Origin of the sequence: Amycolatopsis lexingtonensis (assembly GCF_014873755.1) — a bacterium.
In the GTDB taxonomy this organism is placed as follows: domain Bacteria; phylum Actinomycetota; class Actinomycetes; order Mycobacteriales; family Pseudonocardiaceae; genus Amycolatopsis; species Amycolatopsis lexingtonensis.
Window position 1 is genome coordinate 3700026 of record NZ_JADBEG010000001.1, and the last position, 25056, is coordinate 3725081.

General features: G+C 67.0%; 16 protein-coding genes and 5 pseudogenes. 13 read left to right on the forward strand and 8 right to left on the reverse strand.

Annotation, left to right across the window (positions count from 1 at the left end; all coding sequences use genetic code 11):
• The first annotated feature begins 88 nt into the window (after positions 1–88).
• The gene (locus tag H4696_RS16790) at positions 89–697 is read left to right on the forward strand and encodes a DoxX family membrane protein (RefSeq protein ID WP_192782346.1); all 609 of its coding nucleotides are present in this window, start codon (positions 89–91) and stop codon (positions 695–697) included.
• Between the two features lie 65 nt (positions 698–762).
• Here H4696_RS16790 and H4696_RS16795 read toward each other — a convergent pair.
• Positions 763–2512, reverse strand: a pseudogene (locus H4696_RS16795) (sensor histidine kinase).
• A 121-nt stretch (positions 2513–2633) separates the two neighbouring features.
• On the opposite strand from H4696_RS16795, the gene H4696_RS16800 reads away from it, so the two are divergent.
• Positions 2634–3632 carry an Acg family FMN-binding oxidoreductase gene (locus tag H4696_RS16800; protein ID WP_192783036.1) on the forward strand — a complete coding sequence of 333 codons (999 nt, stop codon included), beginning with the start codon at positions 2634–2636 and terminating at the stop codon, positions 3630–3632.
• Between the two features lie 66 nt (positions 3633–3698).
• On the opposite strand, the pseudogene H4696_RS16805 reads toward H4696_RS16800, so the two are convergent.
• Positions 3699–3963, reverse strand: a pseudogene (locus tag H4696_RS16805) (universal stress protein); the annotation flags it as partial.
• Between the two features lie 1902 nt (positions 3964–5865).
• Here H4696_RS16805 and H4696_RS16810 point away from each other — a divergent pair.
• The 3 genes from H4696_RS16810 to H4696_RS16820 all read left to right on the forward strand — a co-directional run bounded on the left by H4696_RS16810 (position 5866) and on the right by H4696_RS16820 (position 6677).
• Positions 5866–6036 (forward strand): hypothetical protein, encoded by a 171-nt coding sequence (locus tag H4696_RS16810; RefSeq protein WP_158104346.1) that lies wholly within the window; start codon positions 5866–5868, stop codon positions 6034–6036.
• 39 nt (positions 6037–6075) lie between these two features.
• Positions 6076–6240 (forward strand): hypothetical protein, encoded by a 165-nt coding sequence (locus H4696_RS16815; protein WP_158104345.1) that lies wholly within the window; start codon positions 6076–6078, stop codon positions 6238–6240.
• Between the two features lie 149 nt (positions 6241–6389).
• Complete coding sequence (locus H4696_RS16820) at positions 6390–6677, forward strand: hypothetical protein (protein ID WP_143265168.1); 288 nt, start codon at positions 6390–6392, stop codon at positions 6675–6677.
• Between the two features lie 223 nt (positions 6678–6900).
• Here H4696_RS16820 and H4696_RS16825 read toward each other — a convergent pair whose 3' ends face one another.
• From H4696_RS16825 to istA, 3 genes and pseudogenes are all read right to left on the reverse strand, one after another.
• On the reverse strand, positions 6901–8073 hold the full coding sequence (locus tag H4696_RS16825) for a helix-turn-helix transcriptional regulator (protein WP_249027059.1): 1173 nt from the start codon (positions 8071–8073) through the stop codon (positions 6901–6903).
• 80 nt (positions 8074–8153) lie between these two features.
• Positions 8154–8570, reverse strand: coding sequence for an NUDIX hydrolase (locus tag H4696_RS50125; protein WP_249027058.1), 417 nt, complete (start codon positions 8568–8570; stop codon positions 8154–8156).
• Between the two features lie 502 nt (positions 8571–9072).
• Positions 9073–9816 (reverse strand): annotated as a pseudogene (gene istA / locus H4696_RS16835) (IS21 family transposase); the annotation flags it as partial.
• Positions 9817–10584: 768 nt separating this feature from the next.
• On the opposite strand from istA, the gene H4696_RS16840 reads away from it, so the two are divergent.
• From H4696_RS16840 to H4696_RS16850, 3 genes are all read left to right on the forward strand, one after another.
• Positions 10585–14859, forward strand: a complete 4275-nt coding sequence (locus H4696_RS16840) for a P-loop domain-containing protein (RefSeq protein ID WP_086861894.1) — start codon at positions 10585–10587, stop codon at positions 14857–14859.
• 446 nt (positions 14860–15305) lie between these two features.
• Positions 15306–15797: a hypothetical protein gene (locus H4696_RS16845; protein ID WP_143265166.1), complete on the forward strand. Its 492-nt coding sequence runs from the start codon at positions 15306–15308 to the stop codon at positions 15795–15797.
• A gap of 257 nt (positions 15798–16054) precedes the next feature.
• The gene (locus tag H4696_RS16850; RefSeq protein WP_143265165.1) at positions 16055–19033 is read left to right on the forward strand and encodes a hypothetical protein; all 2979 of its coding nucleotides are present in this window, start codon (positions 16055–16057) and stop codon (positions 19031–19033) included.
• 163 nt (positions 19034–19196) lie between these two features.
• Here the strand turns inward: H4696_RS16850 and H4696_RS16855 are convergent, their stop codons facing one another.
• Positions 19197–19499 (reverse strand): peptide deformylase, encoded by a 303-nt coding sequence (locus H4696_RS16855; RefSeq protein WP_249027057.1) that lies wholly within the window; start codon positions 19497–19499, stop codon positions 19197–19199.
• Here H4696_RS16855 and H4696_RS16860 point away from each other — a divergent pair.
• Positions 19471–19896: pseudogene (locus H4696_RS16860) on the forward strand (transposase family protein); the annotation flags it as partial. The gene H4696_RS16855 and the pseudogene H4696_RS16860 sit on opposite strands and share 29 nt — an antisense overlap.
• A gap of 3 nt (positions 19897–19899) precedes the next feature.
• Positions 19900–20037, forward strand: a pseudogene (locus tag H4696_RS51550) (IS256 family transposase); the annotation flags it as partial.
• 149 nt (positions 20038–20186) lie between these two features.
• Here H4696_RS51550 and H4696_RS51255 read toward each other — a convergent pair.
• A complete protein-coding gene (locus tag H4696_RS51255; RefSeq protein WP_086861899.1) occupies positions 20187–20807 on the reverse strand; it encodes a helix-turn-helix domain-containing protein in 621 nt (206 codons plus the stop codon).
• Positions 20808–21244: 437 nt separating this feature from the next.
• On the opposite strand from H4696_RS51255, the gene H4696_RS16870 reads away from it, so the two are divergent.
• The 3 genes from H4696_RS16870 to H4696_RS16880 all read left to right on the forward strand — a co-directional run bounded on the left by H4696_RS16870 (position 21245) and on the right by H4696_RS16880 (position 24028).
• A complete protein-coding gene (locus H4696_RS16870) occupies positions 21245–22276 on the forward strand; it encodes an alpha/beta hydrolase family protein (protein ID WP_225955718.1) in 1032 nt (343 codons plus the stop codon).
• Between the two features lie 91 nt (positions 22277–22367).
• Positions 22368–22883, forward strand: coding sequence for a hypothetical protein (locus H4696_RS16875; protein WP_086861891.1), 516 nt, complete (start codon positions 22368–22370; stop codon positions 22881–22883).
• 377 nt (positions 22884–23260) lie between these two features.
• A complete protein-coding gene (locus tag H4696_RS16880; RefSeq protein WP_086861890.1) occupies positions 23261–24028 on the forward strand; it encodes a hypothetical protein in 768 nt (255 codons plus the stop codon).
• Positions 24029–24095: 67 nt separating this feature from the next.
• Here the strand turns inward: H4696_RS16880 and H4696_RS16885 are convergent, their stop codons facing one another.
• Positions 24096–25001, reverse strand: coding sequence for an NUDIX hydrolase (locus H4696_RS16885; protein ID WP_192782348.1), 906 nt, complete (start codon positions 24999–25001; stop codon positions 24096–24098).
• Between the last annotated feature and the right edge of the window lie 55 nt (positions 25002–25056).

Below are 25056 nucleotides of genomic sequence, written 5' to 3' on the forward strand. Positions count from 1 at the left end.
CGAAGGACACCCGGGGCGAGGACCTCCGGCACCAGAAGCACCGGCTGCTCCCGCCGACACTGATGCCAGAGCAAAAACGGAGGTTGCCATGTCCACCCGCCCGACGGAAAAGAAGACCACCACGGGTCAGATCCCGGTCCAGCGAGCTACCGAACCGGCACCGGTCCCCGACTTCGTCGCCGCACCCACCATCGCCGGGAAGTCCCTGGCCGTCCTGCGCGTCGCCACCGGCTTCATCTTCCTGTGGGCGTTCCTGGACAAGCTGTTCGGCCTGGGCTACGCGACCCCGTCGAAGGGCGCCTGGCTCAACGGCGGCTCGCCGACCAAGGGCTTCCTCAGCAACGTCCACGTCGGCCCGTTCGAGTCGATGTTCCACGCCTGGGCCGGCACCTGGTGGGCCGACTGGCTGTTCATGCTCGGCCTCGGCGCCATCGGCCTCGCCGTCATCGCGGGCGTCGGGCTGCGCCTGTCCGCCGCGGCGGGCGCGCTGATGATGCTCATGATGTGGGCCGCCGAATGGCCGCTCGCGCAGAGCATGAGCACCGGCGAAGCAACGCACTCGACCAACCCGCTCATCGACTACCACATCGTCTACGCGCTGATCCTCATCGCGCTGGCCGCCGCGTCGGCCGGGAACACGTGGGGACTCGGCCGCCGCTGGTCCGCCCTCGTCGGCGACCGCACGTGGCTGCGCTGACACCGATCCGTTCCCAGGGCGCCCGCCGACCGGCGGACGCCCGTTCGCGTTCCCGGGCACCGGGCTCAGCGGAGCGGCGCCGTCCACTCCACCTTCAGGCCGCCCTCGGGGCCACTTCCCAGCGTGAACGAGCCGCCGACCGTCGTGGCTCGGTCGCCGAGGTTGCCGAGCCCGCTCGGCGAGATGTCCTCGGCCAGGCCCTTGCCTTCATCGATCACCAGGATCCGCAGCAGGTCGTCCTTCGCCGCGACCGACACCGACACCGTCGAGGCTTCCGCGTGCCGCACCGCGTTGCTGACCGCTTCCCGCACCACCGCCTCGACGTGCTCGGCCAGCTGCGCCGGCACCGTGTCGATCGAACCTGACATGCTCACCGTCGGCTGCAGCGGCGCGTCGTCGGTGAGCTCGGCGATCGCGTCGTGCAGCCGGTGCCGCAGCCGCAGGCCCGTCTCCCCCGCCACACCGCCGTGCAGGTCGAAGATCGCGGTGCGGATCTCCTGCACAATCTCGTGCAGCTGCTCGATGCTGTCCCCGAGCCGCTTCTGCAGCTCCGGCGACTTCGTCCGGCGCTGCGTGCTCTGCATCGACAACCCCACCGCGAACAGCCGCTGGATGACGTGGTCGTGCAGGTCACGCGCGATCCGGTCGCGGTCGCCGAGCACGTCCAGCTCCCGCGCGGTCCGCTGCTGCGCCGCCAGCTGCAGCGCCAGCGCCGCCTGGTCGGCGAACGACGCCACCACCGACAGCTGCGCCGACTCGAACTCCGTAGCCCCTCGCTCCCGGATCGCGATGAGCACGCCGGTCGTCCGGTCCCCCCGCGCGCAGCGGCACCACCAGCGCCGGCCCGTAGCGGTGCTCCCGCAGAGCGAGCTCCGGAACGCTGCGCGGCGTCCGGTCCCGGTACACCGCGCCCGGCACGCTCTCCTCGAGGTCGATGTGCGTGCCCGACAGCTCCGCCGACCGCGCCCCCGCGCACACGGTGACCGTGAGGTCGCCGACGTCCTCGCCCCAGTCCTCGTCGACGTCCAAGCGCCCGGAGTTCGGCAGCGCCAGCATGGTGACCTCCGAGCCGGTCAGCTCCAGCGCCCGGCTCGCGATCAGGTTCAGCGCCTCGGCCGGGTCACCGCCGCCCAGTAGCTCGGTGGTGACTTCACTGGTGGCGGCGAGCCACTGCTGCCGCATCTGCGCCTGCTCGTAGAGGTGCGCGTTCTCGATCGCGATGCCGGCCGCCGCGGCCAGCGCCTGGACCACGACCTCGTCGTCGTCGGTGAACGGCTCGCCGTTCTTCTTCTCCGTCAGGTACAGCCGCCCGAACACCTCGTCGCGCACGCGGACCGGCACGCCGAGGAACGAATGCATCGGCGGGTGGTGCGCCGGGAAGCCGACCGAGGCCGGGTGCGCGGAGATCTCCTCCATGCGCAGCGGCTTCGCCTCGTCGATGACCACGCCGAGCACGCCGTGGCCGGTCGGCAGGTCACCGATCAGCTGCCGGGTCTCGTCGTCGATGCCGACGTAGACGAACTCCGACAGGGAACCGTCCTCGGCCAGCACACCGAGCGCGCCGTACTTCGCCTCACCGAGTTCCATCGCCGCCTGCACGATCCGCCGCAGCGTCGTGTCCAGCTCCAGGCCCGACGCGACCGCGAGCACGGCGTCGAGCAGGCCGTCCATCTTGTCGCGCGTGCCGATCAGCAGCTCGATCCGGTCCTGCAGGTCACCCAGCAGCTCTCGCAGCCGCAACCCGGACAACGTCCCTGCCATCCGCCGGGGGTTCGGCCCGTCTCCGGCAAGTTCCTTCACTGACACGCTGCCCACAACCTCCGCGTCGCTCGCATCGCTGGTGACCTTCTCCCCTTTCCGGAGCCCAGCGACCTGAGGGATCGTCGCGATGAGCCGTCCGAACCACAGTGTGCCGTGCCGCGGCACGAGGGAAAACATGACATCAGCCATCAAGCCGATCGGCCTGTTAGGTCCCGACCAGGTGAAATCCGTGATCAGCGCCGCGACGCTCGCCCCGTCGACGCACAATACGCAGCCCTGGCGCTTCCGCTGTACTCCCGCGGGCCTCGAGCTGCACGCGGACCCGGAGCGTGGGCTCCCGGCGGTGGACGCGGATGGCCGGGAGCTACTGCTGTCGTGCGGGGCGGCGCTGTTCAACCTGCGCACCGCCATCCACGCCCTCGGTGCCCACCCGGCCACGACGCTGCTCCCCCGGCGCGACGACCCGACCCTGCTGGCCCTCGTCCGGCCTTTCGCCGCCCGCAAACCCGACCGGCGGCTCGTTCAGCTGGCCGACTCGATCCCGCGCCGCCACACCAACCGGACCCCGTTCAAAACGGCCGCCATCCCCGCCTCCGTCGTAGCCGAACTACGCCACGCCGCCGAGGTCGAGCAGGCCTGGCTGCCCCGGCTCGACGCGCGCCAGCTCGACCAGCTCCGCGAACTGGTGCACAAGAGTCACCAGGTCCAGCTGAACAATCCCGAGTTCGTCGCCGAGTGGCGATACTGGACCGGACGCGACCGCACCAGCCGCGACGGCGTCCCCGACTACGCCGCCGGCGCCATGCCCGCCGACGACGGCGGCTGGATCCTGCGCGACTTCGGCGCCGAACCTTCTCCCCGGCGCGGCCGCATCGACGAATCCGACCCGCTCGTCGTGGTCATCGGCTCGTTCGACGACACCCGGCTCGACCAGCTCCGGGCCGGTCAGGCCATGCAGCGGGTCCTGCTCACCGCCACCACCGCCGGCCTCGACGCCTCGTTCATCTCCCAGCCGATCGAGGTCACGGACGTGCGTTCCGAGCTGCGTCAGCTGCTCGGCGGCGGCTTGTGGCCCCAGATCGTGCTGCGGCTGGGCCGCGGCGCGCCGGTGTCGTGGACTCCCCGCCGGTCCCTGACCGACGTCATGCTCGAGCCGGACCGCCCAGTTGCCTGAACCTGAGAGCGATACGGGAACGCCTCGGCGACGCCAGTGCTGCCAGGCATGGACGTCGCCGGATGGTCAGGCCTTCCGCTCCGGCCGGACCACCAGCACGGGGCACTGGGCGTGCTGGACCAGCGCCTGGCTGGTCGAGCCGAGCAGCATCCCGGCGAAGCCGCCGTGGCCATGGCTGCCGACGACCAGCTGGGCGGTCCGGCTCGCCTCGAGCAAGGCCTGCGGGACGGGCCCGAACCAGCTCACGGCGGATCTCCATGTCGGGATACTTCTCCTGCCACCCGGCCAGCCGCTGGCCGAGCAGCCGCTCCTCGTCCTCGCCGAGCGTCTCCGACCTGATCGCCAGCCCGGAAACCCGTCCAGCTTCGCCCGAAGCCCACCCATCCGAGATCGACAACTCCAACCTGCCCGCGATCCACGCCCTCGGCGGCGCCATGGACTTGATTACGTCGATCGGCGTCTTGGCCATCTCCGAGCACCTGCTCGATTTGAGCGACCACTTTCATCGAGCACCTCGACTGCCTCGGCATCGAGCTGGCCGACCCCGCGAACGCGAGCAGCGCAGCCACGTTCAAGTAATGAAGCTTGCGGACCCCGGCCGGCAGCGAGGTCCGCCGATGAGCTACTCGGAATTCACAGGCCCGACCATGACAACCCAATCCTCCAGCGGTTATTCTCAACCCCGTCCACGAGATCAAGAATTACCATCAGCAGCTCATCGATGCTTCCTTCGAGGCCAAGTAAGGTACAGCAAAATCGTTGATACAGTAGCCAGTAAACCTACCCCGATCCACCAGAACAAGGCACCAGAAACCAGACCTGGCGATAATGCGATAGCGATTCCCGCACCCAGCGCAGCACCGCCCGCAAGAGTTCCAATTCCCAGTAGCCAAGCCTGCCTTTCAGACTCGATATTTCCGATCACGCATCTATACGCCGAATCAACGTCGGCAACGTCGACCGCGGACGCACCTCGCTCCCCGGAAATATCGATTGCCTTGCAGCCCAGCCGTGCAGCAATTTCCTGAGAAAGAACCGACAATCGATTTTCGGCAGACTTCAGAAACCCTGCCGATCTGGGTGCATGAACAGCCAGGTGATTTGATATCTCATAGAAAGCCCCGCATCCACACCCTTGCGGCACCCCAGCCTCCGCACGCGGTAGATCTGCGTCATCGCGCGCAGAGGGGTCACTTGCCATCTTGACCGACACTCAATTCTTGATTTCCAATTCGATAATTGTAAACCTCACACGAGGTTAATTCAGTATCTACAAAAAGTAAGCATGCAAGTTGGATAAAATGACTTGCCTTCCGCACATGGATGCTTCACTCCCGGCATCCCTCCACACCTGCCATCAGCAAGTGCATCTCGATCGATCACACATGAGTCGGTCGACGCCATCGACCAACCCACCGTGACGCATCCGACGCCGCTAGACTCACCCAGCCGCCCATGAACTTCATAGAACAACGATCACTCAGAACCCGATATCGAAACATCCGTCAACCGACGTACAGACGAACGCGGATCGCCAACGTGAACCCGACCAGCCTCACGTTCACGTGCATTCGCACATGAATTATCACGTTTAATAAGTATCGGAAGGCGTCGCTCGAGTCTCCACGCCTAAGCGATCAGGTTGAGACATCCGTCAATCGACCGATCTCGAACACGGTCCGACTCGAGCCGTCAGCTAGCGAGCGAACACACGTGCACTTGCACGTGCATTCCACATGATCGGGTGGCACCGCGGGGCGCACTCCACTGAGGGGTCTTTGAGCACAAGTGACGAAGGCCAGCGCAGCCGCAGATACGCGGGTTTACGACGCGAGACGGCGGGTGCTCGGTAGCCAGGTGCAGCTTGGTCGGCCAGTCTCCCCCGTAACCGGCCGATCGCGTGGTCGGCGGTTCCGGCTCGCCGACACCGCCGGGCGGTTCTTTCTGCAGATCACCCTCGATGCGGGCGCCTGACCTGGCCGCCACACCACCGCGCCAACAGGAGCTGTCATACCTGCCGGCCGGCATGAGGCGCTGCTGACCGGCGCCGACTACCAGCACCATTTCATCGGCAGGCCGCCCGCCGACACTGTCGGCGACCTGTCGCTGCGGCACTGGAAACGCGCCGAGCACCCCGGCGCGCCGGACGACACTCGCCGGGCGGTGTTCGCAACTTGACTGGATCCGGCCTCGCTGCGCCAGCCCATGCACCACTCCCTCACCCGGGACTGGGATGCGAAGCGGCGGCGAGCGCTGTTCACCGGCGCCCTCATCGACGTCGGCGACACCGGCGCCGCCCCGGAACTGCTCGCGGCGCTGGAGCATCTACCTCGACCGCGACCGCCGGCTGCTGCTGGAGCGGGGCGAGAAGGTGATCGTGGCGCCCGAGCTCGCGTCCGGCTAGACGGTCGCCGGTCTCGTTATCGGCCGAACCTTGCTCAAGGTGAAGTGGTCGGTCGAGCCGACCGCCGAGGACGTCGTGATGTGGCTGCGCCGGCTACGGGGGTACGCGCTGGCCGACCGGCACGACACCTTCGCCCTCGACACGATCGCGGTCTGCTGCGGCTGGTCCGGGCAGCTGCTGATCTGCCCACTGCTGGCCTGCTGAAAGCCTTCGGCCACCGGTCGGACTACAGCACCATGGCGCGGCTCGCAATGACCAGGTGTAACCGATCGAAGCGTTCCAGCGATTCTAAACGTATCGGTGAAGCAGCCCGCCGAACGCATTCATTGGCACGTCGTGGGAGGCCTACCGTGATGAACGGTCGTTCACGCCGGGTACTCGTGCAGGTCGAGCACCGCACCGCCACCCTTAGTGAATCCTCGGCGTCTCCAGGTGACTCGCAGCCGAGCCACCGCGTCGACGAGCTGTACTATCCCGGGATCCTCGTGTCGCACCTTCAAGACGGCGTCGTGGACCACGAGATGTGGCTGCCGATGGGCGAGACGCCGACCCTCGCCGACGAGGAAGCCCTGATCGCCGCGCTGCACGCGGCGATGCGCTGGAACCGGGGCGAGCTCCCCGAACACCTCAGGACCACCTAGCTGCCCGTAGGTTCACCGCCCGCCGCGGCACTTCTCTTTACCGTCCTCCTTGGCCTCGAGCTTGGCCTTCCCGGCGACCTTGCCACTCCTGGCGCCCGGACCGCCGTCCGGGCCCGGCCGGCCACGGTCCGGCGAAGCGAACGCGGCGCCCCTCGGCGCACATTTTGCCTGGTCAAGTCAGGTATCGCACTTCCCTGACACGGAAGAGGTCACACGCACGTTGCTAGGCAGCGGGCGAGAGCAGACCGCGAAGACGTTGCAGTGCAAGGCGACCGGCCTCGGCGATGGCCGGGAGATGGCCGTGCTGGGCGGCGCGGACCGCCCGCTGCAGCTGATGCGGCAGGCGGCGCTGCTCAGCCGTCGCGATCGCCGTGCTCAGGGCTTCCTCCGCGCCGGCGCGCTCGCCGGTCGCGGCAAGGACTTCTCCGGCGGTGACTCGCTCGATCACCTGCCACTGCGGCGCGGCCGGTTCTCCCGCAACCGAATCGAAGACTCGGAGTGCATCGCGTGGCCGGTTCAGGGCAAGCAAGCCCCGAGCGTGGATCTCACGCAGCGTGAAGGGATTCAGCAGCAGTTCGGTCCCGCTCGCTGAGTCCAGGCGTCGTCGGCATCCGTCGATGGCGCCGGCGAACTGGTCCGGCAATCCAGCATCACCAGCGGCCCGGGCAAGCAGCGCGAGCGCGGCACCGTGCCCAGCCGCGGTCGTGGACACCGCGGCAGCACGTTCCAGCCGGGCGACAGCGGCGCGGAGGCGACCCGCTTTGCGGAGCTCGTTGCCGTGCATCCGCAGCGTGTCCGCGAGAAAGTCGTTATCACCGAGGTGGCGGGCGAGGACGAGGGCTTTGCCGGTCCAGGCTGCGGCGCCGGTGAGGCGTTCCTCGGGCAGCACGGTACCGAGGGAGACGCCGAGGGCCAGGCGGGCGGACGCGAGCAGGGACAAGGTGTCGCGTTCAAGACGGCCTTCGGCAGCACGGGCCTCGAGCCGAGCGGCCAGCGGCCACAGCTCGTTGACGGCTTCGACAGCCCGGCCGGACTGGCGGGCGATCTCGGCCAGCCGGACCACGCTGTCGCCGAACTGCACCAGCGCAGCGAAGTCTGCGTCGTCCGGGTCGGTAACGCCGAACAGGTGGAACGGCAGCCCGAGGGCACGGGCGATGTGCCGCCGCCCGGCTACATCACCGGGCGTGCGTTTGCGGGTTTCGATCATCGCGACGTACGACTTGTCGTAGCCGAGCAGCGCGGCAAGCGCCTCCTGGCTCAGCCCACTCGCCGCCCGGTACGCGCGCAGGACCGACGCGAGATCCCGCGAGCCGAGTGCCGCCGCAGCGGCAGGGTCGGACCACATCCAGACCGCCGGCGCCAGCCGGGGCGGCCGCGGAGACAGGCTGGTGGTCACGGCGCGGCAGGCCGGGCAGACCGCGCCGCGGACGTAGCGGCCCAGGGGCGTCCCGCAGCGTTCGCACCCGGCCATGGTCGCTACCGCGCAGCTTGCAGGGTGCGAAGCCGGTCGAACCAGGCGGCGATCGAACGCTTGTACCCGTCCGGCATGCGCAGCCCGGAAACCTCGTGCTCGGCGAACTCGGCGATCCGGCTGTGCTCGTGGCTGAGCACCGGCGCCGCGTCCGAGGTGCAGGTACAGCCGTAGGTCACGATGAACACGTCCTTGCCGGCCACGGCGATGTGGTATACCCACGCGTCGAGAATCTCCTCGACGTCGACCGGCAGCCCGGACTCCTCGGTGATCTCCCGCGCGACGCACTGTTCGGGGGTCTCGCCGGGTTCGATCCGGCCCCCGGGCAGCTCCCATTCGTCGCGCTCGTTGTGGACCAGCAGCACCCGGTCGTCCCGGATCAGCACGCCCTTGATCGACACCGGGTATCGGGACTCCGCCACCGGCACCACTCTCCTGCCCTCGGCACCACCGCTGTCACCGACCGTAGCAGCGCGCGGTCGTCCACCAGGCCGCCGCGGGGTTGACGATCTGTCAGTGGACGCCGCGCTGCTGGAGCCGGTGTGCTGGCCGAGCCGACGAACCACCACCGGAGGGGATGCCACCATGCTGATGACTGCGCTGTCGGAGTGCCGCGTCGACATCGGCGCGGCAGGCGGCGTCGGCGAGCTGGCCGCCGTGCTGGCAGGTGACGGTATCGCCCTGTTCGACGGCGTGCAGACCGAACAGCAGATGCTGCAACTGGTCGTCCGGCTCGGCCGGCTCGTGCCGCACCGGGACAGCGCGCGCTCGGGCATCACCGTGCTCTCCGACCGCGGCGCGGTTCATCCGTGTGCCGGGCAGGCCGGGTTCAGCCGGCACGCCTTGGCGGCGCACACCGACTGCTCGGACCTCCCCCGGCCCCCACTGCTCGTGGCGATAACCTGCGTCCGGCCCGCCGACCGTGAACGAACGGCCGGGCAGGAACGAGGTCTCCAGATAGCCGTTGACCCGCTCGACCAGGCCTTTGGCCTCCGGGTCACCGGGCCGGCACTGGATCACCCGGATCCCCAGCGTCCCCCGGAAGGCGTTCATCGCCTCCGTGAGCTGCGGTTTCCCTCCCCGCCACTGCCCGATCGCGGACTCGTTGTCCCAGACCAGCGCCTTCGGGACCCTGCCCCAGCCCGAGAGCAGGCGCCAGTGCCCGGCCAGCAGATCCGGGGACTGCCGCGACGGCAGCATCACCGCAGTGATCATCCGCGAATAGCCGCTGACCAGCACCAACACCGGAGGCCGCCCGGTCTGGCCGAACCCGAGCGGGACATCCGCCGGCGGGAACCACAAGTCGCACTGAGCCAGCTCGCCCGGCCGATACTCCGTCCGCGACGCCGGATCCGCGGGCTTGAACAGCGGCCGCAGCGCCTGGACCCGTTCGAAGAACACCGTCTTACCGCGGTCCCAGCCGACCCGTTCCATGATCACCGTCGAGGGCATCTCCGGGAACTCGGCCAGCAACGCCCGGATCTGCGGCTCCACCGCGTCGACTATCGAGCCCTTCGCCTGCCGCTCATAGCGTGGTGGCTCATGCGCTTCCAACGCTCGCCGCACCGTGTTTCGCGCGATCCCCAACCGCCGGGCTATCGCCCGGATCGCCATCCCCTCGGCGCGATGCAACCGGCGGATCTCCGCCCAGTCCTCCACGTTCAACACCTCATGATCGTTCACGGGTGGGTCAAGGTTCACCCGGAACCAGAGGGTCAGTATTCAGCCGGAACCGACAGCAGCTGGGAGCAGTCGGGTGAGCTCGGCGAGGGAGTCCTTTCGTCCGATCCGGGTCACCACGACGAGCGGGACTCGGCGACGATACGAGCGGCTACAGCTGTCCAAGGGCCAGCCCGCGTATCTGTAACCAAGTCACATAACCAGGAGCGCCGGCGTCGGATTCTGCGATGTTCGATTAGCTCCGACTATCGCTGTCGTGGCTGTTGAGCGCGCAGAAGGCTGCCCGCTCATCCTGTTGCAGTCTTCCTGTGATCCGCGGTTGAATCTGGTATGACAACCGGACGTATCGCGATGATCGTCACTTGCGTGCTGGTGGCGGGGTTGGGCATGTGGCTCACACTCGCACGCTGGGATGATGCCAACAAGGTCGCCACGTCGGTATCCGCTCTTGGCGCCGTCGCTGCGGTCGGTGTGGCGGTGTGGGCAGTGGTGCGCGCCCCCCGATCCGGAGGCTCGATCGTGGTCTCCGAGTCCGGTCGAGCGAGTGCGACTTCCGAGGGCTCAGCTGTGACGGGTGTCTCCGGCAAGGCGAGCGTGGACATCGGCTCAATACGAGCCGAACGGACGGGAGATGCAGAGGCTTCCGGAGGTGGAAACGCAACGAGCGGCGTAGAGCTGGACTGATTCGAACGTCGAACGGGGGTGTCAGACTGGCGGGGTGAGCGAGGGATGACCGCACGCCCAGGACGTGTCACGGTGACCGGCAGCGGCTCTGCGACCGCGACAGGCGGGTACGCCAATTCCGGCGTCCACACGGGTGATGTCAACCTGCTGACGGGTACCCCGGTCCGGACCCGGTACCGCCAGCAGGTCCAGCGGATCACTCCAGGGCAGCTCATCGGGCGGCACGCTGAGCTAGCTCAATTAGCTGAGTTCTGCACGTCGAAATCAACTTCAGGCACCTATGTCTGGTTGCGCGCGAAGGCGTGGTCGGGCAAGTCGGCCCTGACGTCCTGGTTCGTGTTGCATCCCCCGGAAGGGGTGCGGATAGTGTCGTTCTTCGTCACCGCGCGGTTGGCAGCACAGAACGACCGCAGCGCCTTCATCGACAATGTCATGGAACAGTTGCTGGCGATGCTCGACGAAACGCCGCCCAGCCTTCTGACCGAATCGAACCGTGAGGCGCACCTTCTCGGTCTGCTCGCCGAGGCGGCCGAGCTTTGCCAACGTCGCGGAGAACGATTTGTACTGCTGGTCGATGGTCTGGACGAGGATCGAGGAGTCCACGACGGGCCCGACTCCCACAGCATCGCCGCCCTCCTCCCTGCCGAACTGCCCGCTGGAATGCGGGTCATCGTTACCGGCCGGCCGAATCCTCCGATCCCGTCAGACGTACCGGCGCACCACCCGTTACGAAGCGAGACCACGATCCGACCGTTGAGTCCGTCGCGGGAAGCACAGGCAATACAGGTAGAGGCCCAGCGCGAACTGAAGCGGCTACTGCGTGGAACGGTCGCGGAACAAGATCTACTCGGCCTGGTGACCGCGGCCGGCGGCGGCTTGTCCGCAGCAGATCTCGCGGAGCTGACAAGCTTGTCTGAATGGGAGATCAACGAGCATCTACGCACTGTATCCGGACGCAGCTTCACCATCCGCGGCAGTCATTTCCAGCCGGACGGTCCCGAGGTCTTCCTGCTGGGGCACGAAGAACTGCAGCTCACGGCACTCGTGATGCTGGGACCTCGCAGGATGGCGGGCTACCGCGACCGCGTGCACACCTGGGCCGAGCTGTACCGGGCACGACGGTGGCCCGCGGACACCCCGGAGTACCTGCTGCGTGGCTACTTCCGCATGCTCCAAGCGACCGACGACTGGCGGCAGATGACAGTCGTCGCCATCGATCCCGCTCGTCAAGACCGGCTGCGCATCCTTTCGGGAGGCGACGCCGGCGTCCTGGCCGAGATCACCACGACCCAGGACGCCATCGCAGCCGACGAAACCCCGGATCTGAGCGCCATGGTCCGCCTGGCCATCCATCGCGACCACCTCTTGGCACGAAGCAGCAACATCCCTCCCGAGTTGCCCGCCGCGTGGGCGGCACTCGGCCGCCTCGGCAGAGCCGAATCGTTGGCAGAATCACTACCCGACCTCGGTGATCGCGCACACGCGGTGGCGTTGATCGCCCAAGCCCTGTCGACGACACGAAATCACCAGCGGGCGAGCGAGCTCTTCGACCAAGCCGAAGAGATCGCTCGGACCATCGAACCCGGTCATCAGGAAGCCGCACTGCATTTGTTGGCCGAGACCGTGGCGAAGACAGGCGACCACAACCGAGCGGAGGCGATCGCACGCTCCATCGCCGAACCCGACGAGCAGGCGGCGGCTCTGAGCACGTTGACCGAGCGGCTGGCCGCAACCGGCGATCACGAACGCGCCGAAACGATCGCTCGCTCCATCCACTGGCCCAACCACCAAGCACATGCGCTGGCAGCGGTGGCCAGGGCAGTGTTCAAGACCGGCGACGACGAGCGCACCCGCGACGTTCTCGACCAAGCCGAGGCCGTAGCCGGTTCCATCACCCGGCCGGCCCGCCTGGCACGTGCATTGATGTCGGTGGCAAGGGCGGTGTTCGAGACCGGTGATCACGAACGCGCCCGCCGACTCCTTGATCAAGTCACGACGGTCACCCACTACATCAGCCAACCTAGCGTGCAACAGCAGATATCAGCGTCGCTCGTCAGGGAAGTGGCCAAGACGGGCGACCACGAACACGCCGAGGCAATCGCCCACTCCATTTCCCGAACCGACCACCGCGCACGAGCGCTGATGTCCCTGGTCGAGGCAGTCGCCGAAGCCGGCGATCACGAGCACGCCCAACGCCTCCTCGACCACGCAAGAGCACTAATGCATCCAAGCAACCGGCCCAGCCTCCAGACGAGGGCTTTGGTGTCGGTCGTCAGGGCGGTAGCGAGAGCCGGCGACTACGCGCGCGCCGAGACGATCGCCCGCTCCGCTCCCCGGTCCAGCCTCCAGAACCAGGCGTTGGTGTGGCTCGTCCGGGAAATGGCGAAGGCAGGCGACCACGAGCGCGCAGAGACGATCGCCCACTCCATCCCTCGAATCGGCCACCAGGCGCGAGCGCTGATGTCAGTGGCCAAGGCCGCCTCGCGGGCCGGCGACCAAGAGCGCGCTCACAGGCTTCTCGAGCTGGCCGAGACAATCGCTCACTCCAACACCCGGCCCAACCATCAGGCGCGAGTGCTGATGTCAGTAGCCGAAGCAGTCTCAGGCGCCGGTTACGACAAGCCGGGGCGTCAATTTCTCGACCAAGCCGAGGAGATCATCCGTTCCATCGTCGACCCCGATGAGCGGGCACAGGCCATGACGTCCTTGTCGAGATCAGCGGCGACGGTGGGCGACTACGACCGCGCCGCGGCGCTCGCGCGCGCCGACCCCCGGCCTAGTGACCGAGCACGTTCTCTGATGTCGTTGGCCGGAACAGCGGCCAGGGTGGGCAAGCACCAAGACGCGGAAGGTATCGCCCGCTCCATCACCGAACCCGACATACAGGCAGCGGCGCTGAAGTCACTGGCCGAAACCATCGCCGAAGGCGGCGAACATCAACACGCCGAAGCGATCGCCCGCTCCATAGCCGAACCCGACCAGCAAGCTCAGGCACTGGCATCCCTGGCGGAGACGACGGCAGAAGCCGCCAACTACGACTACGCGAAAGCACTCGCGTACTCCATCAGTCAACCCAGTCACCGGTTCCTGGCACTGATTTCAGTGGCCGAGGCCATTACTGATACTGGCGACTATGAGCTCGTCCGCCATCTTCTCGACCAAGCGAAGGAAAGCACCACACTCATCACTGATCCTGACGACCACGCGCAGGCGCTGACGGTCTTGGTCGAGACCATGGCTGAGATCTGCGACCACGAACCCACCGGCGACCTTGTCGACCAAGCCGATACGATCGCCCGTTCGATCACCCGCCCCAGCCACCGGACACACGCGCTGATCTCGTTGGCTACGGCCGTCTCCGGAACCGGAAACCACGAGCGTGCCGAAAACATCGCCCACTCCATCACCGATCGCGGTTCGCGTGCGCGGTTGCTGGTCTCGGTGGCTGGAAGGGCGGCCAGAACCGGGCAACACGAATACGCCCGCGAACTTATTGACCAGGTCGAGTCAGACACCCGCTCCATCACCAACCCCGACGAGCAAGCTGAGGCACTGGTCTGGCTGGCTGGATCGGTGGCCAGAACCGGCAACCTCGAACGCGCCGAGGCAATCGCCCGCTCCATCACTCAACCCGGCCGTCAGTCACGAGCAAGGGTCTCGCTGGCCGGAGCAGCCGCCAGAACCGGCAACTCCGAAATCGCGGAGGCAATCGCCCGCTCCATCACCCAACCCGGTCAGCAAGCACAGGCGTTAGTATCCCTGGTGAAGACTCTGTCCAGAGTGGGCCAGCACCGGCGCGCCGAAGCGATCGCTCGATCGATCGCCGAACCTGGTCAGCAGGCGCGTGCGCTGGTGTTGGTGACTGGCGCAGTCGCGGGGACTGGTGAGCACGAACACGCGGAGACAATCGCGCGCTCCATCACTGAACCCGGTCAGCGAGCACGGGCCCTGGCATCTCTGGTAGAGGTGATGACTGAAGCTGGCGACTACGAACACGCCGAGACGATCGCCCGCTCCATTACTCGCCCCGACCATCAAGGACAAGCGCTAATTTTCTTAGTAGGGGCAACGGCGGAAGCTGGCGATCTCGACCGCGCCGAGGCGATCGCCCGATCCATCAGCCAGTCGACACATCAAGCCGAAGCACTGCTATTGGTGACTCGCAGGAGTGATCATCAGCGAAGCGTCCGCACCCTTGCTGATATATTGAGGCTCACCAACTGGTATCACCCAGTTCAAGAATTGACTCGAATTGAACCAGAATTGATCGCGGATATCATGACAGAACTGGCGACCGCCTGGCGATCGCAACCCTTTCACACCGGCCCCTCAAGCGGCATTAACTGAACTCATTTCGGGGACGTGGTGCGTCCAGCAGCATGCCTCGGGCACGCGGTTCGCGCTGCGGAACGCCGGTCGATCCACTCCATGCGATGCGTCTCACGCGACTAATCCTGAGAGGCGTAACGTGCGTTCACATTCTCGTTCCGTCGCAGCGGGACGCTGGCCAGGCTGGGTCAGCCATCACCACCAACGGCTCGCACTCGAGGCGGTCCGCGCGAACTTCGCTCAGATACTCAACCTTGCCTCGACCGCCGAAGTCGTCGACGACACCGCCCGTTACCGGGTCAAGCCAGGAGCCGACCACCCATGACCCGCCGGCCCCCGCGCATGCTTCCCGCGCTGTTGCTGGCCGCGGCCACTGTCGCCTGCACGCCACATCCCCGGCCACTCCCCCAACGTTGTCGGTGTCGGTTCCGCCGATCCCCGGCACCGGGCTGCACGTAGACCGGGTGACAGCCGATCCGTGCGCGGCGGTCACCCTCGATCAGCTCCACGACATCGAATTCACTGGCGGACACCAGCAAGCGGGCAGCGACCGCCGTTGCACGGCACGCTTCGACGCCACCACCGTTAGCGTCTGGATCGACGGCGCCACCCTCGCCTACCTCTATACCGAACGCGCCCGCGGCCACTCCGGCAGCGGCAACCACTTCGACCCGATCACCATCGACACCTACCCCGCTGTTATCATCTCCGTCGCCGACTTCCTGGCTCCACCGGCACGGACACCGACGCCTGCACCGTCGCCCTGGACGTCCGCGACGACACCCTTATCAACGTCGCCGTCGACATCGACTACGCCAGCACCAACCCCGCCGACCCCTGGAAAAACGACGCCCGCGGCGCGGCGCAGAAGATCACAGCTCTGGTCATCGCCAATCTCTCCCGATGAAACAGCCCTTCGGGGCAACACGTCCGGTTATCACCCCACGAAGCAGTAACGATGGGTAGTCGTACCGCCTTTCGAGTGAACAATTAGCAGGCAATATGGAGTAATTTCCGCCAGTGCCGCGCACAGAGTGAGAACTTTGCGAGAAATCTGCACGTGCATTTACCGGTGCAGGCACCCGTGCTAGCCTCTGCTAGCGAGCGAACGCACATGCATGTTTGGTTCTGGAACAGTCGGTGCGGTAGCCGAGGTACACGAGCGATCGCCTTGCTCGCAGCGATTCTTCCGAGAAATGAGAGCTTCGAGTTCGTGGACGTGACCGTTCCAGACGACATGACTTCGTCCGTTCACGCGTCGCTGGCAAAGTTGATCGAATGTCCTCCGCGACGGCTGGAGATCATGCCGATACGCGGGCACTCTCAACGACTGCCTGAGCTCACCGCCTACACCGAACGTGAGCACGATCCTGTGCTACGCCAGACGGTCACGAATGCCGCCTGCGGGAACAGTGGCATGTTGACCCTTGTCAGCCGGTCCCCTGCCGGGAAGAAGAGGTCGCTGTGGGAAGCGCTCCGTACCCCTCTTCCAGGCACCCAGACACCCCTGCTGCGCGACTGGCATATCTGGCCCAGCACCAGCCCGGAAAATCCCGCGGTCTTGCTCACCGTAGCCCGACAACTACCGCCACGGTGCGTGCTGTGGCTGCCGCGTGCCGTCCGCTATTTCGCCGTTGACGGCAGCGACCTCGGGAACCTCATCGCCCGCGAGCTGCGTACCATTCTCGACGACGACCATCATCGGCCAACCCTCATCCTGGCCACGATGACACCCGCCGAGTGGCGGCAACTGACCAAGCCGCACCAAGACAGCGGGCCCGACCCGTACTCGCACGTACGGCTACTGCTCGCCGGCACCGATCTCAGCGTTGCTGACCAGTTCACCCCGAATGAGGTCGAACGTGCTGCCGCATCGACCGACCCGCGCTTGATCGCCGCGGCCGGCGCCGCAGAACGCTACGTAATCCAGGAGCTCGTCGCCACCCCCGACATGCAGGCCCGATACGACAACGCGAGCCCCGCCGCGAAGGCGGTTCTGCAGTGCGCGGTCGACGCCCGCCACGCGGGTCACGGCCTGTGGCTCACCCGCGAATTGCTCGAACGCGGCGCGCCCAGCTATATGCCGACACGGACCTGGAGCCAGCTGACCCACGACTGGTTCGAGTCCGCGATCACCGAGCTGACCGAACTCGGCCCGGGTGAAACCTGCCTGCTTACTCACCGCCCTGTGGCCGGGCCGGAGTCGTCGATGGCGCCCGGCCAACGCTTTCGGCTCGACAACTACCTCGAGTGCCGGTTCGTGACCGAGGTGGACCATCCTCGGCTGCCCCAGCGACACTTGTGGCCGATCCTGATCGAAACCGCTGACCGCGACAGCCTGCTGCCCATCGCCGCCGAATGTCGCCGCCGATATTTGCTCCAGCAAGCGTCGTCTTTCTACCAGCGAGCCGCCGAGCTCGATCTGCCCGGCGCACGTCGCGGCCTCGCCGACATGCTTCGCCACTCTGGACGTCTTGCAGAAGCGCACGACCAGCTGTGGGAGCTCGCTGAGGCCGGCGACCGCGACGCTCGTCTTGAAGCCGCCGAGGTCTCATTGGCAGACGGCCGGCCCGGCAACGTCATCGAATCCCTGCGCGCGCTGGCCGACGCCGGAAACCGAACCGCCCTGAAGCTCACTGCCATGGCGCACATCGATCTCAAACAACGCGCCGTCGCCATCGACACCTACCGCCGATTGGCCGAGCTCGGTGACGAAGATGCTGCGGCCGTCGCGGCCGCACTGATGGTCGAGGACCGTAACGACGAGGCGGCGATCGACTGGCTTCTTCTTCTCCACGACAAGCACGACCTAAACACGATCCCGATCGCCGCGGACCTGCTCATCGACCGCAACGGAGTAGACGACGCGATCCAGCGACTGCAGAAACGGGCCGACGCCGGTGACTACCACGTCTACCTCCTCGGAGCGCAGATCTTGGCAGGCAACGGACGAGCTGAGGAAGCTGTGGCATGGAGCGAACGCGCCGTCGACCGCGAGGTTCCCGGCGCTCACGCGATCGCAGCCGTCATTCACGCACGCGCGGGGCTGTATGAAACCGCGATGGACCTCGCCACAACGGCAGCGAACATCGGCACTCCGCGCGTACTTATCGAGATCGCCGAAGCCTTGGCACAACGACGACTCACCCAGCGAGCACTGATTTGCTGCAACCGTGCCGGAGAACGCGGCGATCCCGCCGCATGGCCTCTTGCCGCCACCCTAAGTGCGTCCACCGGAGCGATCGCCGAGGCCACCACCTACTACCACCGGGCACAACAATCCTTGGCAAGCTCCCCAGACGACCTCGCGGCCGTGATCACCGTTCGCTTGTGTCGCGCCGGCTCCGCAGAGAAGGCAATCGACTGGTACATCCGCACCGTCGACATCAGCACCTCCGACGTGCTCATTCCCGTCAGCGACTTTCTCCTATCAGACGACTTGCTCGACATAGCCGCCAATGGATACCAGCAACGTGCCCACGTCAGTCGTAGTCGCGCGCTCACCTGGATCGCAGAGGGTCTTGCCCGCGCTGGAGAATTAGATGCGGTAGCCACTCAGGTACTTGGCGGCAACAGTGGTGGCGCTGTCGGTGCCGCGACGCCCACCACGTCGTTGAAGCAGACCCAAGCGGTCTACCTACTCTACGAAGCTGGAGAGAGATATCCCGCCGCGCGGATTCGCCTCGCAGAGCTGCAAATTCAACTCGGTCGATACCTCGAGGCCGCCACCACAATCCGCGAAAACCAGAACAAGGGATTACTTGCCGAAGCCGACCCGCGACTAGCAGTCGCCCTCGTCCACCAGAAAGACATCGCCGGAGCACGGGCCCTCGTCGAGCAACACCTACGAGAATCGCGTACCGCCGTCATCGCCCCCGTCGTCCACGCCATGTTCGCCGTGGAAAAGTCCGCCGATGCAGTGGAAATTCTGCTTCGGGGTGTGGACGCCGGCGACATCAGAGCACACATCGTGTACGGCGACTACCTCAGTCGCGAAGGCCACTATCCTGACGCTCTCCACCACTACCTCACCGCACTCGCCCACGGCAACAACGAGGCTATCGACAAAGCTACCCGCATCCTCACCATCACCGACACCGACGCACTACGGGACCTCACGACCTACGGTATAACTCTCGACTCCTTCATCGCTCGGCCTTGGCGCGTCCAGAACACGTCACGCCACGCTTAGACAGACCCGCGATGATTCTCGTCGTGGTATCGGCGACGTCGCCGTAGAAGCTGTGTGCTAGGAGGTGGACAACACCCACGCAACTGCGGCACTTGTCGATGACCGGCGATATTCCACACGGCCGCCGCGCGACAACGGCGCATCGACTGAGCTCGGCGAGCCGTCAGTACTTCCAGTTCGAGCCGGTGCCGCAATACTGTTCGACGGGGATCGGGTCGACGTCCTCGCGCATCTGGTCGGTATTGAGGATGCCGTGCACGTGGTCCACCTCGTGGGCGACCAGGCGGGCGTCTCCATGCTCGAACAAGGTGATCTTGGTCTGCCCGTCGACGGTGGTGTGCTCGACGTGGATCACGTGCGAGCGCGGGACCTGGCCACGGACGTCGAAAAAGGACAAGCAGCCCTCGTACTGCTCATCGACGTCCCCCGCGGACTCGATGGCCGCGTACTGGCGGACGAACCTCACCCTGCGGCAGCTGGCCCCGCTGTTCGGGCTCTCGAAGTCCGCCGCGGACCGGATCCTCGCCCACCTCGGGCCATTGCTCGCCCAGCAGCCTTGCAAGAGGTTCCGGAGGGACACCGTGCTGATCGTTGACGGCACTCTGGTTCTCACCCGTGACCACGCGATCGCGAAGCAGTCGAAGAACTGCCGGTCCTTCACCAACCACCAGGTCGTCATCGACGCCGACATCCGCCTGGCCGTCGCCGTCGGCCGGCCGGTCCCAGGGAACCGCAACGAGTGCAAGGCGTGGGAGGTGTCCGGTGCGAAGGATGCCGTCGGCCGGACCATCGTGATTGCTGACGGTGGCTACCGGGGAACTGGCCGGATCATCCCTGGCCGCCGTGAACCCGGCCAGTCCGAACGTCGCACCGCCGTCATCCGCCTGGTCGGCGCGGTCCTGGCCGAGCAGAGCGACGAGTGGCCCGAAGCCCGCCGCTACATGGGCCGCGCGCTCCTCGCCAGGGCCCGACTCCACCCGATCGGGTCAGAAACCGACGACCCCGCCCTGCCCACCGAACTCACCGCACAGCCTCAGACCGAGATCACCGAGTGGCCGTCTATACACCACTCCAGCGGACGTGACCCGGCCCACCGGTCAGCGTTTTCCCATGAGGGCCGACAAGGTGGCAGTTGAGCCAAGACACCGCAGGTCTACCGTACGCTCCTGGCATAGCCACCTGCACTCAGGCCGAACTCCCGCCGGAAGTGCCGATTGAGCTGGCTCTGGTCACAGTAACCAAGCTCGGCGGCGGTCTCTGCCACGGATCGTCCCGCTGCCAGCATGGACTTGGCGCGCGCCAAGCGCAACAGGGTCCGGTAATGGTGTGGCGGAACCCCGTAAGCCTGCCGGAAACTCCTGATCAAGTGGCGTTTGCTGCAACCGGCGACTGCCGCGAGGTCGTCGAGCTTGATGTTGGAGTTCAGTTGGCTGTGGAGCATCTCCCGTACTTGACGAAGCGATCGAGGACGAAGTGTCGGACTCGCTGCGCCGGGAGCATCCGCATGCCTGGTGAGCAGGACATTCAGCAAGCGGATCAGCGACGACTCAAGATCCAACTCGTCCTCGCCGTGCGCCAAATCCCTGTGCAGCGCAGCGATGCCGTCGAAGAGGCCGCGGTCTGAATAGGTCACCTCGTGAAAGCGCGGCCGGCCTGTGCCGACCGGCATGAGGTCGGCGTCGAGGAACATCAGTTGCACAATGGCCTGGTCGTCAGCGGCGGCTTTGTCCTGTTCGAGGCAGCTCACGACCTCATGGGGCTCGATCACCGTCACCGCGCCAGGAACAGGGGGGCTCTGGGTTCGCCCGAGGTACTGAAAAGGGGGCGCGGAGCCGCCATGCGTGATCTTGACGGTGTACCCGCCGTTCACAGCGGTCGGGAAGTCACCATCCGCAGCGCGCACAACCAGGCTCTCGACTCCGAACCGTGCTCTTCTGCGACGCCCATCGGTTGCGGACTCAGCCATGTCACTTTCGCCCTAGTTCGGTTTGTTCGATTGATCCTACAGTTCCCGGTAGAGCAAGTGCACCCGTCGTGCTAGGGAGGCATGACAGTCGATGATTGAGCCAGTCGTCCTCCCCTGCCGCAGGACCGCGGGACGAATACCTGACGAGATCTGTGCACCGCTGCGGAGATCGCCGTCCACACCGACCCCAGGTGCCGGGTGGCCGTCCCTGGCCGATCAGGCTCGCGGCCACGACCGCCGATTCCATGCCTACCACCAGTTACGACAGGCGCTATATCGACACCCATCTCGAAAGGGCTCCGATGAGCAAGCCGTACAGCGACGCCGCCAACATCCCGGTCAACGCGTCGCAACCCGTCCTCACCTACCACCCGGTCACCCTCGACGTTCCCGGCCGGCCCGTGCCGCTGGAGGTCAAGGTGTCGATCCCCGCGACCGGCACCGACCTGCCGCTCATCCTCCTGTCCCACGGGCACGGGCTGGCGAACTTCCTGTCCTCCTACAACGGCTACGGGCCGCTGGCGAACTTCTTCGCCGCCCACGGGTTCGCGGTCATCCAGCCCACCCACCTGGACTCGACGGCCCTCGGTCTGCGCGACACCGACCTCAAGGACGCGCCCCTGTTCTGGCGTGACCGCGCCACCGACATGCACAACATCCTCGACCACCTCGACGACATCGAGGCCGCCGTACCCGGTCTTGCCGAACGGCGGATCGACAGGGACCGTGTCGGTGCCGTAGGGCACTCCATGGGTGGCAACACCGTCTCCCTCCTCCTCGGAGCCCGGATGCTGGACCCGGAGGACGACCGGCCGAAGGACCTCTCCGACTCTCGCGTCAAGGCGGGAGTGCTCATCGGAGCTCCCGGCATCGGCAACGACGAGCACTTCGCCGAGTGGGCCAAGACGAACTACCCGGTGCTGTATTACACCGACTTCGAGCAGATGGCAGGCAGCGCCCTGATCATCGTGGGCGATCAGGACCTCAACCCCAACTTCTCCAACCGGCTCAGCTACCGTGCGGACGCTTACTCGGCCAGCCCCGGCGGCAACAAAACCATGGTGACCATGTACGGCGCTGGTCACATCTTCGGTGGCATATCCGGATATGACGCGGCAGAGACGAACGACGAGAATCCCGAGCGCGTGGCGACTCTGCGGGCTCTCGTGTGGGCCTACTTGCGCAGCCAGCTCTACTCGGGCGACCCGTCCTGGAAGGACGCGGTGAATGCTCTGGAGAACGGTGAAGACCCGATGGCCATGGTCGAAACGAGGTAGTTCCGCGAGGTGGGCGGCGGTTCGACGGGCGCCGCCCACCGCACTTCATCGACACCATCCACCCCGCACGGATCGCACAGGAGCAACCGCCATGTGGACCACGTTCGCCGCGACCGTCGGCGGAAGCGCCGCCGGCCTCACCGGCCTCACCTTCATCGTTGTCGCCTTCCGCTTCGACGTCGTCGCCACCTCCCGGGAATACCGCAACCGCGCCGCGCAAACCGTCTCCCTGTTCCTGACCACCACAGTCACCGCGTCGCTGGTCACCCTGCCGCAGCCGACCTGGGCACTCGGGGTCGAGCTGTTGGTCGCCGCAGCGGCAAGTGCAAGTCTGCTCTCGGTGCTCGACTACGCAGCCCGCCGTGGCACGTCCCAGCATGCGCAGCCCATCCTCGTCCTCGCGCTCGTCGTGTTCACGGCAGGTATCGCCGCCGCTGGACTGTTCGCCACCGTCGGCTCCACCGACGGAATGGGCTTCTACGCCGTAAGTTCGCTGCTCGGCCTCGTGTGGGGCGTCTACGGGACGTGGGTCTTCCTCACTCAGGCGGGCACAGATCAGATCAACGAACACCAACTCGAGGACCTCGACCAGGCAGTTACCGGTTAACGGACCATTATCGGCAGAGTGATCCACAGCGGCGGGCGGCGACCTGCGGCGGCCGCCCGGCAGGAGATTCGCGACTCGTGCACGTGGCGCCGGGGCACGTTCGAGGGACGTCGCCGCCGGGCGCCACGCCTGCGGTGCCGGTCGCCGGTAGCAGAGGGCGGTCGGGGTCCGGGGTAGATCGTCGGGGTCGGGGGCCGCTGTCCCGCTGAGCTCCGGGCGCCGGCGCGTCCCCCAACTCGGTGATCCGCGGTCCGGGGCGTCATCCCGGACGCGGCCAGCTCTCCGGAGTGCTGCTCGACAGCTACGCAGGGGCGGCGCGCGACAACACGGAGTTCGAATCCGCCAGCCCGTCGACCATGACCGGCTAGCGTGACCGGGTGAGCATCGAAAGCCACGACGCCGCCGATCCTGCCGTCGAGCCGGCGCCGCAGCGCGCAGGGGCGCACTGGTCGGCCCGCGACAGCGGGATCCTGCTTGACGGGCTCCGCAGCGGGATCCCTCTCCCCGATCTGGCTGTGTCCCTGCAACGCCGGGTCAGCGCTCTGCAGGCCCGCTGCAAGAAGATGCTTCCGCCGCACCTGCAGAACACTGTGCTGCGCGCCGACGCCGACGTGGTGCTGCGGGACCTGCTCGCCGCCGACCCGGCCTTCGACGTCGAAGCGAACCTCGATCGCACCACCTCCCGGCGCTGGAATCCCGCACGGGAAGAGATCCTGACCCAGGGCTGGAAAGACCGTCGGCCGCTGGCCGAGCTGGTCACCGCGGCGGCGGCGTCGGAGACCGAGATCGCCGGGCGGCTGATCCAGCTCGGGCTGGCGGCCGACAGCCTCGCCGTGGCCGAGCGGCTCGGCTACACCCCCGGCGGCGCCCTGGACCTGCGCTGCCGGATGATGCGCGACCGCGCCGCCGCGAGCGTCTGGGTCCTGGTCGTCGACGGGCTCGAGGACGGCCGTCACGTCTCCCTGCACCCGACGCGCGGTGACGCGTGCGATCACGCCGACATGATCATCGCGGCCGATGACGTCGACGCAGGTGCCGTCGTCGCCACCGTGGCGCAGCGGGCGATCGGATCGTCCCAAGGCCCCGTCGAGATCATCAGGCAGCGGCAACCGCCGGCCACGACCGACGCCGCAGCCGGCGGCTGACCGGCGAGGCGTTTACTCAGGTTCGACCGGCGTCGCGGTCCGGGTCGCTGCGGAGTCGCGCCGGTGGTTAGGCCAGGGCGGCGAGCAGGCCGCGCCGGTGGTCCGGCCAGAGCCAGTGCAGCACGTCCTCGTGCAGCTCATCGACGCCGACCCAGCGGTCGCCGACGCTGTCCGGCAGGGCCGGGCGCTCGCTTCGCCCGAGGTCGACGTGGACGGTGAAAGTGCAGGTCCAGGCGTTCAGGGTGTGCGGGCTGCTGATCGGCCGGACCGCGCGCACGATCCGCATCCGCGCGTCGACCGGCACCCGTAACCCGGTCTCGTCGCCGACCTTGCGGGCCGCGGTGGTGAAGATCCCGCGCGTGGTGACCGTCCGGTCGCCGGCGCGCCACTGCGCGGGCGTGCGGCCCTCGTCGGCCGGGATCGCGTAGCCGCCGGTCAGGCACGGGATCCGTCCGCGGTCGGTGTCGCGGGTGGTCAGCAGCACCGCCCCGACCGCGGTGACCACGGCGTCGACGACCGCGGTCTCGCCCAGCCACCAGGCGAAGCCCAGTCCGGTCGGCAGGCCGATCCGCTCGTCGGCCAGCAGCTGCACGTGGTGCGGGTGCAGCGGCCGGCCGTGCTGGTCGAGCACCCACCCCCGCGACCGGAAGTACGCCTGCAGCCCCGCGGCCGCCTGGACCGGCTGGTTGCCGACCGAGGTCAGGAACTCCGGATCCGCCTCGGCGGCCGCGGCGCGGTGGCGGTTGGGGTGCCCGACGGCGTCACAGCCCGGCGGGACCCGCGCCGGGGCGCCCTGGGCTCCCGGAATGTAGCCGGGGCTCGTGGCGCGCAGCCGGTTCCCGTATCCGGGCTGGCGGGTCTCGCCGACGTACTGCGCGAACTCCCCCAGCGTCTTCGCCGGGTAGGGCCGGGTAGGGCCGGCCAGGGCCATAGCCTGGGCCCCAGCAGCGATCATCAGGTACCAGCCGGACATCGAGATCGTGGACCGTGGTCATCTCGAAAGCCCACCGCGTATCGGCGACGACGGG